The organism is Myxococcus sp. CA040A, assembly GCF_013336725.1.
GTDB classification, from domain to species: domain Bacteria; phylum Myxococcota; class Myxococcia; order Myxococcales; family Myxococcaceae; genus Myxococcus; species Myxococcus llanfairpwllgwyngyllgogerychwyrndrobwllllantysiliogogogochensis.
Map to the genome: position 1 here is coordinate 1 of NZ_JABUMR010000023.1, position 14,964 is coordinate 14,964.

The window sequence follows — 14,964 nt, forward strand, 5'->3', positions numbered from 1 at the left end:
AAAAATCAACTTCGTCGGCTCCGTGTCCGTGACGAGCGCAGGGACGACGTCCACTTCGGCTTCCTCGTCCTCGGCTGCTGCGTCATGCTCTTCCGAAGCCTCTATCCTCACATTTGATAGAGGCTCTAAGCTTCTCTTCGTAAGCGACCGACGTGACCTGACTTGCCCGCTCGCTAGATTCTCTTCATCCGGATGTCCGGATCATTGCCGGTGAGGGCGGAGAGCCAAGAAGCTACGCCTTCGCCAAGTCACAAGGCATCTGGAAACTCCGTGCTGACTTCCAGTCCCAGGGCAGTCGCCCTTTGCCCCAGCTCTTTGGCCTGGCCTCGAGTGAGCTCTTCAAAGACCCATTCGTTCTTGCTTCTCAGCAGAGCCAGGGCTTCCGGAACAGACTTGGCCTGGAGTTCAGGCGCCAACTGACGCAACGCGTGCGCCTCTTTTGCTCCTGCTGACTTCCCGCCCCAGCGCACCCGCAGCGTTCCTCGTGGCCCAAGGAATTTGATGAATTCATCAATCCGCGGGGACATGATGCCGACCATCTCCATACCGCAAGACATGCATCGATACGTCTCCACGGGGCCTTGCGCCTTAACGAACCCCAGTTCCCCATTGCACTGCCGACACCGTGGAGTGTCCTCCCAAGCGGCGTCCGGCTGATTCATGGCATCTCTCCCGGAGGAGCATCACGCACCAACTCCCGCAGCCACGAGCCCCACCGCGTCTCATCCGCCAGCGAAGCCAACGTCTCCCGCTCCTGCCCGGCCAGATTCCACGACACGGAGCACAGCGAATAAGTCTGGGGTTGCGCCGCACCCATCAACAACCGCAGCACCGACATCCGTCGCTCCGCGGCCCCATACGTCTTCAGCTCGAAGTCCCCAGGCGCGACTTTCGCCAGGGACAGCGCGTAGCGGCACGCCTCCTCGAACCCACCAATCTTGTCCACGAGGCCCGCGTCCTTCGCACGGAGCCCCGAGTACACCCGGCCCTCCGCCAGCGCGTGGATCTCTTCCTTCGTCCGTCCTCGCGCCTTCGCCACGTGCCCCAGGAAGGACTGGTACATCTCCTCGATGTCCGCCTCCAGCGCCGCCCGCTCCCCGTCCGTGAAGCCCCGGGAGAACGACAACAACCCCGCGTTCGCTCCCCGCGTGATCAACGTCTTGTGGATGCCCAGCAGGTTCATCAGCCCGGACGTGTCGAACTTGCCCGCGAACACACCAATGGACCCCACCACCGCATGCGGGGCACTCCACAGCTCCTTCGCCCCCAGCGCCACCATGTAGCCCGCACTGGCGCACACCCGGTCCATGTATGCGATCACCGGCTTCTTGCGCGCCACCCGCTGGACCGCCTCCAGAATCTGCTCGGAAGCAATCGCCGCCCCACCCGGGCTGTTCACATACAGCAGCACCGCCTTCGACCGCTTGTCCCGCCCCGCCGCCCTCAACGCCTTCACCACCGCGTCCGTCGACGCCAGACGCCCGCCCGCATTCCCCTTCCCCGGCACAATAATCCCCGACACCGGCACCAACGCGAGCCGAGGCTTCCGCTTCATCCGCCGCCACTTCACCGCCGGGAACGGCACCGTCTCCAGATACGTGTCCAGCGCCTCCAGCTCCGTGTCCTCCACGTCCTCCGGCGCCTTCCCCTCCTCCACCTTCACCAACCCCAGGTGCAGCGGCAGGTCCGCCTCGTCCACCAGCGCGTCCACCAGCCCCATCGCCTTCGCCCTCGGCCCGCTGTACGGGCCTTGGTCGATCAGCGCCTTCACCTCGTCGGGCGTCTTGCGCCGCGCCACCGACACCGCGTCGACCAGCGTCGCGTAGCGCTCGTCCAGGAACGACTCCACTGTGCGCCGCTGGATGTCCGACACCGCCGGATGCGTGAACAACTCCGGCGCCGTCTTGTAGTCACCCCGCCGGATGAACTGCGGCCGGATACCAATCCGGGACAGCCCCTCGCCCAGCGCCGTGGACTCCGCCGAGTACCCCACCAGCTCCAGCCGCCCCATGGGGGCCAGGAGCACCTCGTCCGCCGCGCACAGCACCGGGTACGTGTCCGTGTCCACCATCACCGCCCAGGACACCACCCGCTTGCCCGCCGCCCGGAACTCCGCCAGCAACGCCACCACCGCGTCGCGCTTCGCCCCCGGCAACCCCAGCTCCTCCACCTCCAGGAGAATCCCCTTCACCTTGGGGTCCTTCGCCAACAGCCTCAGGGACTCGCCAAAGCGCTCCAACGAGGTGACGTCCGCAGGCTCCGGACGCGAGCCTCCCCCCAGCGAGAATCGGGGCTTGCGCTGCTCGCGGTAGGGCGGATCCCCCGCCAACCGGAAGCGCACATAGGCCGGCCGGTGGCTGGCGGCGAACAGGCGGAAGGGCGCACCCAACAGGGTCCGCAGGAGCAGCAACAGGTTGGCGAGGGCGATGAAGGGCAGGCGCAGCATGGCGTCCGGAGGTGATGTGGGCACCCTGGCGCGTACTGGACAACGCGCTCCCGGTGCAAGCCCTGTTCAGCACTCCCGTTGGGTCGTGATAGCCTCCCCCCTCATGCGAAATCCCTCCCTTGCCCGACTCCTCCTGGTCCTCGCGCTCGCGACGGGCGGAGCGGCACTGGCTCAGCCGCGCAAACCGGTCCAGGACTTCAACGCCCCCCGTGAGCTCACCGCCGAGGAGCGCGAGGCCGCCAAGCAGCGCGCCATGGGCAACAACCTCAACTCCTACGGCAAGGACATCCAGGTGAAGACGCAGCCCTTCCCCTGGAAGGCCGTGGGCCTCGCCGGCCTCGTGTTCCTCGTCGCCATCCCCTTCGGCTTCCGCGCCTTCCGGAACACGACGAAGGAGATGGATGACGTGAACACCTTCGGCAACAACTCCAACCGCGGCGACGACGAGGCGGCCTGAGCCACCCCACCCCGGCCCTCAAGCCGGGGCCACCTCCACCGCGCCGCCCGCCTCCACCCGGACCTTGACCGGAAGGAAGCGCTCGACGACGCGGGCATGGGTGGTGAGGTGGTCCGTCACCCGAGCCGCGGTGAAGCGCGTGGTGCCCGGCGTCACCGGCCCCAGGCGCCCCGCGGCCAGCAGCGCCGCTGGCAGGAGGATCTGATCCGCCAGCGACTCGTCCAGCGCGCCCCCCGTCTCCATGAAGCGCGCCAGCGCCTCGCCAGCCTCCCGCCCCACGTCCTCGGCCGGACGCCCCTTCTCCCCCAGCGCGGTGAAGCCGGCGATGGTGTGCTCGAACTGCGCCAGCACGAACGTCACCGTGCCCAGCGAACGGCTCACCGGCAGCGGGCGATTCTCCGCCTCGGCCAGGATGCCCTTCTCCCGCAGCACCGCCACGGCGGCGCGCGACTGCCGCTCGGCGATGGCGAACGGCAGGCCTCCCACGAATGACGAGACGTGCACCTCGCGCAGCATCCCCCGCGCGGGCAGATCCACCAGCCGGGGCGGCTCCTGCGGCGGAAAGACGTGGGCGACCATCTCCCCCGCGCCCTCTGGATAGAACCCCGCCTGCGTCATCGTGAGGTGCACGGGGAGCCCATACGCGTGGGCCACCGGCTGCCACACCGTCGCGACATAGTGGAAGCTCGGGCTGTGCGGCAGATGCGTCCCGCCCCGCAACGTGAGCTTTCCGCCCCCGGCCAGGGCCAGGGGATAGACGAGGCACTGGAAGATGAGCGGCGTGCTGCCCGCCGTGCCGACCTCCAGCAGATAGTCCCCCGCGCGCACGGTGCCGGGCGTGAAGGACAGCTCGGAGGCGCCCACCGTGGCGCCCTCGCTGGTGCCACCCAGTGCCTCGGCGCCGCGCACGCAGGCCAGGTGCTGGGGACGCAACCCCGGAGGCTCCCGCCGCGAACGCAGGTGGGTGATGTGAAACGGCCGTCCGGTGATGAGTGACAGCGACAACGCCGAGCGGAGGATCTGCCCTCCCCCCTCGCCCTCACTCCCGTCGAGCCGCACCAGCCCGCTCCCGGGCCCCTCGGTGCCAGTCATGCCCCTCCCATCCCTCCGTGCGGGCGGAAACGTAACAGGAACGGGACGGATGTCCCGCCCCGTCATCCACCCTTCGAGCGCGAGCGGACGGTGCCAAACAGATGCACCGCCACGCCCTCGCGGACCTCAGTTGCCCTGTGCGTCCAGCGCCGGCAGCACGCCCACCTTGACGGAGCTGGGGTGCGCCGCGGAGTGGTACACGCGATGGAAGGCGCGCGTGAAGTCCGCCTCCTTCGCCTCGAAGATGTTGGGCACGTACGTCTGCGGGTTGCGGTCGATGAACGGGAACCAGCTCGACTGGACCTGGATCATCACCCGGTGCCCCTTCTGGAACGTGTGGAAGACGTCGTTGATGGTGAAGCGCACCTTCGACACCTCACCGGGCTTGAAGGCCTTGGGCTCGCTGTAGCTGTCGCGGAAGCGGCCGCGGAACGGCTCGCCGCGCACCAGCGTCTGCTGGCCACCCCGGTTCTTCTCGCCCTTCTCCGCGTCGCTCCGACTCCAGCCGCGCGGCTTGCCGGGATTCACATCCACCAGCTTCACCACCCAGTCCGCGTCCGAACCCGTCGTGGAAACCCACAGGTCCGCCTCCAGCGGGCCCGCCAGCGTGAGGTCCTGCTCCAACGGCTCGGTCTCGAACACCAGCACGTCCGGCCGGCTCGCGACGAAGCGCTGGTCCTCCGCCATGTAGTTCTTGCTCCAGCGCGTCGTGATCTCCTGCGTGTACGGCACCGGCTTGGCCGGGTCGCTGATGTACTCCGCGAACGACTCCGTCGTCCCCGTGGGCGCCTTCATGGACAGCCCGCCCTTGGGCTGGAAGAACAGCCGCGTCTCACGCAACCCCTTCGGCGGCCAGCTCTCCAACTGGCGCCAGCGGTTGGCGCCCGTCTCGAACACCAGCGCCTCCGGCACCGCCGCCTTCTCGCCGCCCTTGAGGTGCTGCTTGAAGAAGGCCAGGCCCAGCTCCTGGTACGCGTCCGACGTGCGGAAGCCGAACTCGGCGTCACCCAGGCTGGAGCCCTCGGTGCCCACCCACCCCCCGTGTTGCCACGGGCCCATCACCAGCGTGTTCGCCACGCCCGGGTTCTGCTTCTCGATGGCGGCGTACGTCCGCAAGGGGCCATACAGGTCCTCGGTGTCGTACCAGCCGCCCACCACCAGCATCGCCGCCTTCAGGCCCTTCAGGTGCGGCAGGAGATTCCGCGCCTGCCAGAAGGCGTCGTAGTTGGGATGCGCGGTGACGTCCTTCCAGAACGCGACGTCGCCCTTGAAGTACTTCGTCTCCGCGTTGCTCAGCGGGCCCAGGTCCATGAAGAACTCGTAGCCGTCCGGCGTGCCGTACTCGAAGCGCGCCCAGTCCTCGCTGTCCGTGGGCGCCGGCCGGGGCTTGCCGAACCCCGAGAAGAAGTTGAACGCGAGCGACAGGTTGAAGGCGCCATGCCGGTGCATGTCGTCCCAGAACCAATCCGCGATGGGCGCCTGCGGAGACACCGCCTTGAGCGCCGGGTGGCCGCTGATGGCGCCCGCGGAGGCGTAGAAGCCGGGATAGGAGATGCCCCACTGCCCCACCTTGCCGTTGTTGTTCGGCACGCGCGCCAGCAGCCAGTCGATGGTGTCGTACGTGTCGGTGCTCTCGTCGGTGTCCTTCGCGCCCTTCTTCGGGTTGATGGGACGCACGTTGACGAAATCGCCCTCCGACATGAGGCGGCCACGCACGTCCTGGAACACGAAGATGAAGCCTTCCTTCTCGAACGCCTCGCTCGGCCCGAGCTGCGTCTTGTAGCGGTCCAGCCCATACGGCGCGACGCTGTAGGGCGTGCGCACCATCATGATGGGGTAGCGCTTGCTGGGAGAGGCATCGACGGGGATGTAGACGGAGGTGAAGAGCTTCACGCCATCCCGCATGGGGATGCGGTACTCGAACTTGGTGTAGCGCGAGCGGATGCGCTCCGTGCGCTCCGGTGTCGAGGCACCGGGGGCCTTCGACGGAGTCGGTGGCGGCGTCTGGGCGACGGCGGGACTTGCGAGGGACAACCAAAGCAGCGCCGCGAGACTGCGAGACACGGGGGACATGCACGCTCCAGTAAAGGGACGCGACATCGTGGGGGACACAACCGCCCCCGAACGGCCCGGGAGGCCGTTTGTTCCCGAGCCCGAGGGGACGTCAGCTCCGTCCTTCTCCGCCCTCGTCCGGGGCGCTGTCCAGCCCGTACTTGCGCAGCTTGTCGTGCAGGGTGGCCCGGCCAATCCCCAGCCGCCGAGCCGCCCCGCTGCGGTTTCCTCCCTCGATGCGCAGTGCGTCGAGTACGAGCCCCCGCTCATAGGCCTCCACCCGCTCCTTGAGCCCCATCCCCGTGGCGGCCTCGCCCTCCTCGCTCCGGAGTCCCTCGGCCACGGGCCCCGTCGACGCGGCGCCAGCCGACCGAGGCTCGGAGGTCGGCAGGAGGGACAGGTCCAGCTCTCCCTCGCTCGACAGCGCCACCAGGCTCTCCAGGGTGTTCTCCAGCTCGCGCACATTGCCGGGCCAGGGCAGCGCCATCAGCCGCTCCACGAAGCCCGGCGGCACCTTCAACGGGCCCGTGTGGAACCGGCCGCTGAAGCGGTCCAGGAACATCCGTGACAACACGGGGATGTCCTCGGGGCGCTCGCGCAACGGCGGCACGCGGAGCTGCACCACGTTGAGCCGGTAGTAGAGGTCCTCGCGGAACTGCCCCTCCGCCGCGCGCTTGCGCAAGTCCCGATGCGTGGCGGCCAGGATGCGGACGTCCACCTTGACCGGCCGGTCTTCTCCCACCGGGCGGACCTCGCCCTCCTGGAGCACCCGCAACAGCTTGGCCTGGAGCGGAGGCGCCAGCTCTCCGACTTCATCCAAGAGCAGCGTGCCTCCGTCCGCTTCGCGAAACAGCCCGGGGCGGACCCGATTCGCTCCCGTGAACGCGCCCTTCGAGTGACCGAACAGCTCCGCCTCCGCGAGCTCCTCGGTGAGGGCCGCGCAGTTGAAGCGCAGATAGGGTCCGTTCGCGCGCGGTGAGGCGCGCACCAGGGCCTCCGCCACCCGCTCCTTGCCGGTGCCGCTCTCCCCGGTGATGAGCACCGTCACGTCGCGGGAGCCCGCGCGTTGGACCAACTGCGCCAGCCGACCCATGGGCTCCGAGGAGAACACCATGGAGCGTGACAGGTTCAGCTCTCCTGTCAGCCGCTCGTTTTCATGGCGCAGCCGGACCGACTCCAGGGCGCGCGTGACGACGGCGAGCAGCTCATCCACGTCGAAGGGCTTGCGGAAGTAGTCATAGGCGCCCGCCTTCACCGCCTCCACGGCGAAGCGCTCCGAGCCATGCGCCGTGATGACGATGATGCGCGGCGCGTGGGGTGCCCCGCTGACCCGGCGCACCAGCTCCATGCCGTCCATCCGGGGCATGCGCAGGTCGGTGATGACCAGCTCGAACGCGCGCGACGCCAGCTTTTCCAGCGCGGCCTCTCCGTCCTCCGCCTGCTCCACCTCCACGCCGGACAGGCTGCGCAACATCTCCCGCAGCGTGAAGCGCACGCCCGCGTCATCGTCCACCACCAGCACGCGCGATACAGCGCCCGGCTCACCGCGCATGGGCCACCTCGCGCACGTCCCTCACCGGGCCCAGGGTGTCCGCGGGAAGCTCGCGCGGCAACATCATCTCCGCCACACAGCCCCCGGACGCCTCGTTGCGCAGCGTCACCTCGCCACCGTGCTGCCGCGCCAGCGCACGGGCCACCGTCAAGCCGAGCCCCGAGCCCTTCGATTTCGTGGTGACGCCCGCGTCGAAGGCCCTCGAGGACACCTCGGGTGACAGCCCTGCCCCCGAATCCCGGATGAACACGCGCACATCTCCCAGGCTGCCGGACTCGACATCCACCACCACCTGACCTCCCCGTGGACTCGCGTCGATGGCGTTGTGCAGCAGGTTCATCACCACCTGCTTCACCTTGCGAGGATCACACGCCGCGACCACCGGACCGTCACCACCCCGGGCCAGTCGGACACCGTGCTCGGCGGCGAGGCCCTCGTGCAGCACCACGGCCTCGTCACACAGCGCCGCCAGGTCCACCTGGCTGACGGACAGCGGAACCAGCGGGCGCGAGAAGTTGAGGAACTCCTCCAGGATGTCCTGCATGCGCGTCACCTCGCCGGCCAGCACCTCCAGGCGCTCCGACGGCTGCGCGCGCTCCGGCTCGCGCCGCATGAGCTGCGTCAACCCCTTCACCGTGGCGAGGGGATTCTTCAGCTCGTGGGCAATCTCCCCCGACAAGGACTCCAGCGTCCGAGCGTGGGCGCGATGCGTGGCGAACAGCTCGTCACGCTGATGGAAGGACTCCGCCAGCATGTCCTCGAAGGTGCCCCGAACGGCGGCCCCCACGATGTTGGCGGCCACCACCAGGAGCAGGATGAACACCGCGAGGGCGAGAAGCATCTCGCGAGGAGGCTCTCCCAGGAACGACAGGTGCAAAGGGGGAGTCCACTCGAGCAGGTGCGCCGCCGCCAGAAGGGACACGAGCCCCAGCTCCTCCAACATCAACAGGAGCCGCTGACGCGGCGGGAGCACCGCCGCCCCCACGAAGGCCAGCGGAAGGACGAGCGGCAGCAACGGACTGGCCAGCCCTCCCGTTCCCCACGTCAGGCTCTGCTCCAGGATGATGCCCAGCGTCAGGTTGCCGGAGATGCTGCGCGCCGTGAGTCCCTCTCGCTCGTAACGGCGCAGCTCGAAGAAGAAGAACGACAGGGCCAACACCACCTGGATGGGCAACCAGATGCGGCGCCAGGGCGCGCCATCCATGAGCGTCGCCCCGGCGACAGCTCCCATCAGCAGGAGGCCACCATACGCACGCAGGCGCACCATGCGGCCGAAGATGCGGCCGATGTGCTTGAGCCGGAGGGCCTCGTAGCTGCGCCGGGTTCGCGGGTCCATGTCCACCTTGTCAGGTCGAGGTGAGCCCGGCCCGGATGCTGGCCTGCCGCTGCGAATAGAGGCGCGCCAGGTTGTTGATGTCGTCGTTCTCGAGCACCTTCTTCGGCGCCCCCAGCTCGGCGGTGGCCACCATCGCCAACCCCACCGCCTCCGTGGTCGTCACGAACCCGGGAGCCACGGCCTTGAGCACCGGGTACAGCGGGCTGAGCACCTTGTAGAGAACCCGGTAGACCCGCGTCTTCGACACGATGCCGTGCATCGGCCGGATGATTCCGGGCCGGAACAGGTACACGGCGCGGAACGGCATCGCGAGCAGCGCGTTCTCCGTGCGCCCCTTGACGCGCGCCCACATGGAGCGCCCCTTCTCCGTGCTGTCCGTCCCCGCGCCCGAGACGTAGATGAAGGTCATCCTCGGGTTGACCCGCGCCAGCACCTGCGCCACCGACAGCGTCAGGTCGTACGTCACCCGCCGGTAGTCCTCCTCCTTCATCCCCGCCGAGGACACGCCCAGGCAGAAGAAGCAGGCGCCGTAGCCATCGAGCGAAGACTCCGACGACGCGTCCAGGAAGTCCTTGAGCGGCAGCTCGCGCAGCTTCTCGTGACGCTGCCCCGTCTCCGCCCGACCCACCGCGAGCACCTGCTCCACGCTCGGAGAGCGCAGACACTCGCGCAGCACTCCCTGCCCCACCATGCCCGTCGCGCCAAAGAGGAGGACCTTCATGGCTGGCCTCCGGGCTGGTTCGCCGTCACGGGCGTCCCCATCCCCGTGGAGAGGATGGGATGTTGCTCCGCGGTCTCCCACGCCAGCTCCGGCCACCATCGCTGCCGAACACCCGCTGCTTCGAGCTCCGGCTCCACGCTCTGTCCAGGCCTGGGCAGCACCAGCGTCACGGAGAGGCGCTCGGCCGCCGCGCGCGCCCGTTCGGCCGGCTCCGTCCAGCCATGGTAGGCGAGCCCGAAGAGGGCCCAGTGCACCGGAATCATGACCTTCCCCCGTAGCATCTGGTGTGCCAACACCGCCTGCTCCGGACCGATGTGCCAGTCCGGCCAGGCGCGGTGGTACTGCCCCGTTTCGATCATCGTCACATCGAAGGGCCCCAGCCGCTCGCCGATGTCCCGCATGGCCGGGAACAGGCCCGTATCGCCGGAGTAGAACGCGCGGTTCTTGGAGCCGATGAGCGCGTAACCGGCCCAGAGCGTGGAGTCCTTGTCGAACAGGAACCGCCCGGAGGCATGGCGCGCGGGGGTGGCGACGACCTCCAACTCCCCGACCCGGGTGCGCTCCCACCAGTCGAGCTCCACGATGCGCTCCGCCGGAATGCCCCAGTACTCCAGATGCGCACCCACGCCGAGCGGCACGATGAACACCAGCTTGGAGTCCTTCGCGGAGTCCCTCAGCGCGAGGAGCGTCGGCCGGTCCAGGTGGTCGTAGTGGTCATGCGAGATGACCACCGCGTCGATGGGAGGCAGGTCCGCCAGGGCGATGGGCGGCGCGAACCACCGCTTGGGGCCCACCCAGGAATAGGGCGAGACGCGCTCGCTCCACACGGGGTCCGTCAGAATGCGATGTCCGTCGATCTCCACCAACTGCGAGGAGTGCCCCATCCACGTCACCCGCAGGCCCGTCGCGGGCGGCGACTGGAAGCGCTGGGGGTTGATGTGCTCCACCGTCAGTGGCTCCCCGGGACTGGTGTGGGGGCTGGTGTGGAGCAGCCCCGACATCATCTCCCCGAAGTGATTCACCAGCGGCTGGGGGTTGTCGAAGTGCCCGTCCTTCCACTGGGGCGAGCGCTCCATCCGCTCCCGCCGAGCCCCCGTGGCGCTCTTGCCGAAGGATGTGTGGCCGTCCACGACGAGCACGAGGATGCCCACCGCCAGCACCGCGCCCAGTCCCATTGCTCCACGGCGCAGGACACGCCGCCAACCTCGCGTCTTCATCGGGATGCTCCCAGGGGCATGCACAGCGCGCGAATCGCGACGCCGATGCCTTGAACGAATGCCTCACGCGTACCGCTGCTGTACTTGAGCCCCCGCGCCGTCGCGTAGAGCGTGTCGGTGAGCTGCCGCGCGGTGAGGCCGGTGGACTTGTAGGCGGCGACCAGTCCCGAGGCGCGCAGCAGCTTCGCCACCGCCTCCAGGAACAAGTTCTCATGGCGCGTCGCCACCTCTTGCACGCCGGAGGCGCTCAGGACCTCGGACAAATCCCTGGCGTCCGCACCCAGCATCCCGACGTAGCGGCCAACCCAGGCATCGAAGCCCCGCACCAACCGCTCCTCCAGCGGAAGGGAGACATCCGACAACCCCTCGCTAGCGAGCCGCAGCGAGACCTCCATCGAGTGCTGCAACGTGGCGAGGAAGAGGTCTTCCTTCGTCGCGAAGTGCAGATACAGCCCCTGGCGCGACACGTCGGCGGCCCGGGCCACCTGGTCCATGGACGTCTTCCGGAAGCCGTAGCGCAGGAAGACGCCGAGCGCCGCGTCCAGCAACCGGTTCCGCCGCGCGTCGTCCGGCGGTTTCTCGGGTGACTTCAGTTCGGTCCCCATCTTGGACAGATTTGACAAGATGGACCCAGATTGTCAATTCAATCGACCCCCACCCCAGGGGCCGCGACCTCGGCTCAGCGCACGCCGGCGCGGCCTCCGTCGAGCACTCGCAGCGCGGGCTTCGACGTCCGACGTGCTCCGGTGGAGGGCTTGTCCGCCTTTCCGCTCGCCGCCTTCACGACGCGCCGAGGGGGCGTTCGGGAAGTCGTCGAGCCGCGTCCGCTCGCTCGGCCCCGGCGAGGCGCGGGCTTGGCCTTGGGCGTGCGCGGAGCGGGGAACGGCAGGCAGAAGAACAGGTACATGTCGAGCAGCATGGGGCCTCTTCGCCTTCAACGGGTGCGCACGGAATGTGGCGCGCGGTTCATGAGCAATGGCGATGCCACCGTCCTCATCCTTCGAGGAAGGCGTGCGCAAGGTGCCACGGTGGGTGGGCGCGAACCCGTGAAGAAGCATGAAGATGGCGTGGCGAAAGCCCCTTCTCTCCTCGGAAGGAAGGCTCTCCTCAAGGGGCATGCGCACCTTTCCATCCGAGGCGAGGAGCGCCCCCGCCAACGCACCTGACGGGTGTCGGCCTTCCGGCGGGGGTGCCGGGTTTCCGGCAGGGGTTCCGCACGGGCCTCCGACACCCACGTGAGTGCTCACGGCGAGCGAGCGCTGGCATGGGCCTTGCCATCAAGGCGGGCGTCACCGCGGGGGGAAACCGCGGCATCGAGGAGAGGCTCCATGCGACGTGCCGTCGTGGTGTTCGTGGTCCTGGTGGTGGTGCTCGCCACCCTGTTGGGGGTGCGCATCCTGAAGGACCGGCGGGCCGCGGAGGGACCGGCCGGAGGGTCGGGAGTCGTGGAGGGCACGGCGGTGGACGTGCGGGCCCGGCTCAATGCGCGAGTGCTGGCGCGACACGTGGAGGAAGGTGGGCGCGTGGAGAAGAACGCGGTGCTCGTCACCCTGGACTGCACCGAGCCCGAGGCGGGGCTGAGTGAAGCCTCCGCGAGACTGGCCATGGCGCAGGCGCAGGCGGACGGTGCGCGCGCGGCGGCGGTGGCCGCGGGGCGCAGCAGTGAAGCCGTCGCCGCGCAAGCCGAGGGGAGCCAGTCGCAGATTGCCTCACTGGCGGACCAGCAGGGACTGGCCCAGCGACAGGCGGACCGGCTCCAGCAGATGGGGGATGCGACGACGGCGGCCGCGTTGGACCAGGCGCGCGCCCATGCCCAGTCCCTGGAGCAGCAGCTCTCTGCGGCGCGGCATGCGAGCACCGCGGCGTCCCGACAAGCTCGCGCCGCCACCGAGCAGGAGCGCGCGAGTCTCCAGCAGGCCGAGTCCGCCCTGCGCGCCATCCAGGCCGCGGAGGCCACGGTGCGCCGGGCCCAGGTGTCGGTGGCGGAGTGCGAGTTGCGCGCGCCCCTGAGCGGCACGGTGGAGACCCTGCCGCTGGAGGTGGGAGAGCTGGCCCTTCCGGGAGCGATCATCGCGCGACTGGTGGACACGCACCGGCCCAAGGCGACGTTCTATCTACCGAACGCGGAGCTGGCGGCAGCGAAGCCGGGTCAGTCCGCCACGGTGCGCGCCGACGCATATCCGGACCGGACCTTCCAGGCGCGCGTCGTCACCGTGGCGCGCGAGGCCGCCTTCACGCCGCGCAACGTGCAGACGCGCGGAGACAGAGACCGTCTCGTCTATCCCGTCGAGGTGCACATCGACGCGCCGGAGGGTGTGCTGCTTCCGGGCATGCCCGTGGACATCACCCTGGGGCCGGTGAATGACGCGGCGGTCGCGGAGCAGCGGCCATGAGCACCTGCCCCGACGTGGACGTGGCCATGGAGGACGTGCGCCGTGGCTTCGGGGCGACGCAGGCGCTCAAGGGTGTGTCGCTGGCCGTCCACACCGGAGAGGTCTACGGACTGGTGGGACCCGACGGCGCGGGGAAGACGACGGCCATCCGGTTGATGGCGGGGCTGCTCCTCCCGGACGCGGGTCGCGTGAAGATGCTGGGTGAGGACCCGGCGGATTCGCGCTCCCCGGTGCGGGAGTCGCTGGGCCTGGTGCCCCAGCGGAACACGCTCTACGGAGACCTGAGCGTCGACGAGAACCTGCACTTCTTCGCGCAGCTGTTCGGCCTGTCGCGAAAGGACTTCACCGAGCGCCGCGAGCAACTGCTGGACATCACCCGACTGAGTCGCTTCACGGACCGGCGCGCGGACGCACTGTCGGGCGGCATGTACAAGAAGCTGGCGCTGGCGTGCGCCCTGCTCCACCGCCCCCGCGTGCTGCTCCTGGACGAGCCCACCAACGGCGTGGACCCGGTGAGTCGCCGTGAGCTGTGGGAGCTGCTCTACGGACTGGTCCACGAAGGCATGACGCTGCTCGTCTCCACGCCGTACATGGACGAGGCGGCGCGGTGCCACCGGGTGGGACTGCTCTACGCGGGAGAGCTCATCGCGGAGGGAGACCCGCGGGAGCTGGCACGCCAGCACGGGGCGGCGGCCTCCAACTTCGAGGCGGTGTTCCTGGCCCTCGTCGAGAAGCGCACCGGTGGGAGGGCCGCATGACTCCGGCCATCGAGGTGCACCACCTCACGCGCCGCTTCGGGAGCTTCACCGCGGTGGAAGACGTCAGCTTCGAGGTGGGCGCGGGCGAAATCTTCGGTTACCTGGGCGCCAACGGCGCGGGCAAGTCCACCACCATCCGGATGTTGTGCGGACTGCTGAAGCCCACGGGCGGAGGCGCGCGTGTCGCGGGCTTCGATGTGGGCCAGGAGCCCGAGCGCGTGAAGGCCGGCATCGGCTACATGTCCCAGAAGTTCTCGCTGTACCTGGACCTGAGCGTGCGGGCGAACCTGGAGTTCTTCGCCTCGGCCTATGGCGCCCATGGCCGGGAGCTGAAGACGCGCATCGGGGAGATGGTGGAGCGGATGCAACTGGGCGCGGTGCAGGACGAGGTGACGGGCGCGCTGCCCGGAGGCATGCAACAGCGCGTGGCGCTGGCCAGCGCGGTGCTGCACCGGCCTCGCATCGTCTTCCTGGACGAACCCACCGCGGGCGTCGACCCGTTGCAGCGACGCTCCTTCTGGGAGTTGATTCGCGACCTCGCTTCACGCGGCACCACCGTCTTCGTCACCACGCACTACATGGACGAGGCGGAGAACTGCGCGCGCATCGGCATCATGGTGGACGGGAAGCTGGTGGCCCTGGATACCCCCGAGGGACTGAAGCGGACGCACGCGCCCGGCCGGGTGTTGGAGGTGCGCGGTCCCCGCCTCTCCCCCGCACTGGACTCGCTGCGCGGCATGGCGGGCGTGCTGGATGTGAGCCGCTTCGGCTCCGGCGCCACCGTGCGCGTGGACCCGGAGCGCCTCTCCGCGGAAACCCTGGCTGACTGGCTGCGTGCGCGGGGCGTGGACCCGCTGGAGCTGGAGGACTCGGCGCCGACGCTGGACGACGTGTTCCTGGCGCTCACCGCCCGCGCACAGCGGGGAGAGGACTAAAGCGC

The 14,964-nt window shown here is 69.1% G+C and carries 14 protein-coding genes; 4 read left to right on the forward strand and 10 right to left on the reverse strand.

What is annotated here, in order from left to right; translation table 11 throughout:
• Nucleotides 1-248: 248 nt before the first annotated feature.
• Together HUA75_RS45265 and sppA are read right to left on the reverse strand one after the other, a co-directional pair.
• Nucleotides 249-557: a hypothetical protein gene (locus tag HUA75_RS45265; protein ID WP_174490021.1), complete on the reverse strand. Its 309-nt coding sequence runs from the start codon at nucleotides 555-557 to the stop codon at nucleotides 249-251.
• A gap of 101 nt (nucleotides 558-658) precedes the next feature.
• Nucleotides 659-2,446 carry a signal peptide peptidase SppA gene (gene sppA / locus HUA75_RS45270; RefSeq protein ID WP_174490022.1) on the reverse strand — a complete coding sequence of 596 codons (1,788 nt, stop codon included), beginning with the start codon at nucleotides 2,444-2,446 and terminating at the stop codon, nucleotides 659-661.
• A gap of 103 nt (nucleotides 2,447-2,549) precedes the next feature.
• Between sppA and HUA75_RS45275 the strand changes: the two genes are divergently transcribed.
• The gene (locus HUA75_RS45275; RefSeq protein ID WP_141644378.1) at nucleotides 2,550-2,903 is read left to right on the forward strand and encodes a hypothetical protein; all 354 of its coding nucleotides are present in this window, start codon (nucleotides 2,550-2,552) and stop codon (nucleotides 2,901-2,903) included.
• Nucleotides 2,904-2,921: 18 nt separating this feature from the next.
• On the opposite strand, the gene rtcA is transcribed toward HUA75_RS45275, so the two are convergent.
• From rtcA to HUA75_RS45315, 8 genes are all read right to left on the reverse strand, one after another.
• The gene (gene rtcA / locus HUA75_RS45280) at nucleotides 2,922-3,995 is read right to left on the reverse strand and encodes an RNA 3'-terminal phosphate cyclase (protein ID WP_174490023.1); all 1,074 of its coding nucleotides are present in this window, start codon (nucleotides 3,993-3,995) and stop codon (nucleotides 2,922-2,924) included.
• Between the two features lie 126 nt (nucleotides 3,996-4,121).
• Nucleotides 4,122-6,068: a CocE/NonD family hydrolase gene (locus HUA75_RS45285; RefSeq protein WP_174490024.1), complete on the reverse strand. Its 1,947-nt coding sequence runs from the start codon at nucleotides 6,066-6,068 to the stop codon at nucleotides 4,122-4,124.
• A gap of 91 nt (nucleotides 6,069-6,159) precedes the next feature.
• Nucleotides 6,160-7,599, reverse strand: a complete 1,440-nt coding sequence (locus tag HUA75_RS45290; protein WP_174476913.1) for a sigma-54 dependent transcriptional regulator — start codon at nucleotides 7,597-7,599, stop codon at nucleotides 6,160-6,162.
• Nucleotides 7,589-8,935, reverse strand: a complete 1,347-nt coding sequence (locus HUA75_RS45295; protein ID WP_141647355.1) for a HAMP domain-containing sensor histidine kinase — start codon at nucleotides 8,933-8,935, stop codon at nucleotides 7,589-7,591. The genes HUA75_RS45290 and HUA75_RS45295 overlap by 11 nt, the downstream gene beginning before the upstream one ends.
• 10 nt (nucleotides 8,936-8,945) lie before the next feature.
• Nucleotides 8,946-9,656 (reverse strand): epimerase, encoded by a 711-nt coding sequence (locus HUA75_RS45300; RefSeq protein WP_141647354.1) that lies wholly within the window; start codon nucleotides 9,654-9,656, stop codon nucleotides 8,946-8,948.
• Nucleotides 9,653-10,873, reverse strand: a complete 1,221-nt coding sequence (locus HUA75_RS45305) for an MBL fold metallo-hydrolase (RefSeq protein WP_174490025.1) — start codon at nucleotides 10,871-10,873, stop codon at nucleotides 9,653-9,655. Before HUA75_RS45305 ends, HUA75_RS45300 begins: the two co-directional genes overlap by 4 nt.
• Nucleotides 10,870-11,478 carry a TetR/AcrR family transcriptional regulator gene (locus tag HUA75_RS45310; protein WP_174467476.1) on the reverse strand — a complete coding sequence of 203 codons (609 nt, stop codon included), beginning with the start codon at nucleotides 11,476-11,478 and terminating at the stop codon, nucleotides 10,870-10,872. Before HUA75_RS45310 ends, HUA75_RS45305 begins: the two co-directional genes overlap by 4 nt.
• Nucleotides 11,479-11,552: 74 nt before the next feature.
• Entirely contained in the window at nucleotides 11,553-11,792 is a 240-nt protein-coding gene (locus tag HUA75_RS45315) for a hypothetical protein (protein WP_141647351.1), read from the reverse strand.
• Nucleotides 11,793-12,201: 409 nt separating this feature from the next.
• On the opposite strand from HUA75_RS45315, the gene HUA75_RS45320 reads away from it, so the two are divergent.
• The 3 genes from HUA75_RS45320 to HUA75_RS45330 are packed head-to-tail and all read left to right on the forward strand — an operon-like array spanning nucleotide 12,202 to nucleotide 14,959.
• Complete coding sequence (locus HUA75_RS45320; RefSeq protein ID WP_174490026.1) at nucleotides 12,202-13,266, forward strand: HlyD family secretion protein; 1,065 nt, start codon at nucleotides 12,202-12,204, stop codon at nucleotides 13,264-13,266.
• On the forward strand, nucleotides 13,263-14,024 hold the full coding sequence (locus tag HUA75_RS45325) for an ABC transporter ATP-binding protein (RefSeq protein ID WP_174490027.1): 762 nt from the start codon (nucleotides 13,263-13,265) through the stop codon (nucleotides 14,022-14,024). Before HUA75_RS45320 ends, HUA75_RS45325 begins: the two co-directional genes overlap by 4 nt.
• On the forward strand, nucleotides 14,021-14,959 hold the full coding sequence (locus tag HUA75_RS45330; protein WP_174490028.1) for an ABC transporter ATP-binding protein: 939 nt from the start codon (nucleotides 14,021-14,023) through the stop codon (nucleotides 14,957-14,959). Before HUA75_RS45325 ends, HUA75_RS45330 begins: the two co-directional genes overlap by 4 nt.
• The last annotated feature ends 5 nt before the right edge of the window (nucleotides 14,960-14,964 follow it).

Coding starts and splice junctions, on each gene's coding strand:
- HUA75_RS45325 (WP_174490027.1), top strand. CDS start 13,263: ATGAGCACCTGCCCCGACGTGGACGTGGCCATGGAGGACGTGCGCCGT.
- HUA75_RS45320 (WP_174490026.1), top strand. CDS start 12,202: ATGCGACGTGCCGTCGTGGTGTTCGTGGTCCTGGTGGTGGTGCTCGCC.
- HUA75_RS45330 (WP_174490028.1), top strand. CDS start 14,021: ATGACTCCGGCCATCGAGGTGCACCACCTCACGCGCCGCTTCGGGAGC.
- HUA75_RS45300 (WP_141647354.1), bottom strand. CDS start 9,656: ATGAAGGTCCTCCTCTTTGGCGCGACGGGCATGGTGGGGCAGGGAGTG.
- HUA75_RS45285 (WP_174490024.1), bottom strand. CDS start 6,068: ATGTCCCCCGTGTCTCGCAGTCTCGCGGCGCTGCTTTGGTTGTCCCTC.
- HUA75_RS45290 (WP_174476913.1), bottom strand. CDS start 7,599: ATGCGCGGTGAGCCGGGCGCTGTATCGCGCGTGCTGGTGGTGGACGAT.
- HUA75_RS45305 (WP_174490025.1), bottom strand. CDS start 10,873: ATGAAGACGCGAGGTTGGCGGCGTGTCCTGCGCCGTGGAGCAATGGGA.
- HUA75_RS45295 (WP_141647355.1), bottom strand. CDS start 8,935: ATGGACCCGCGAACCCGGCGCAGCTACGAGGCCCTCCGGCTCAAGCAC.
- HUA75_RS45275 (WP_141644378.1), top strand. CDS start 2,550: ATGCGAAATCCCTCCCTTGCCCGACTCCTCCTGGTCCTCGCGCTCGCG.
- rtcA (WP_174490023.1), bottom strand. CDS start 3,995: ATGACTGGCACCGAGGGGCCCGGGAGCGGGCTGGTGCGGCTCGACGGG.
- HUA75_RS45265 (WP_174490021.1), bottom strand. CDS start 557: ATGTCTTGCGGTATGGAGATGGTCGGCATCATGTCCCCGCGGATTGAT.
- sppA (WP_174490022.1), bottom strand. CDS start 2,446: ATGCTGCGCCTGCCCTTCATCGCCCTCGCCAACCTGTTGCTGCTCCTG.
- HUA75_RS45310 (WP_174467476.1), bottom strand. CDS start 11,478: ATGGGGACCGAACTGAAGTCACCCGAGAAACCGCCGGACGACGCGCGG.
- HUA75_RS45315 (WP_141647351.1), bottom strand. CDS start 11,792: ATGCTGCTCGACATGTACCTGTTCTTCTGCCTGCCGTTCCCCGCTCCG.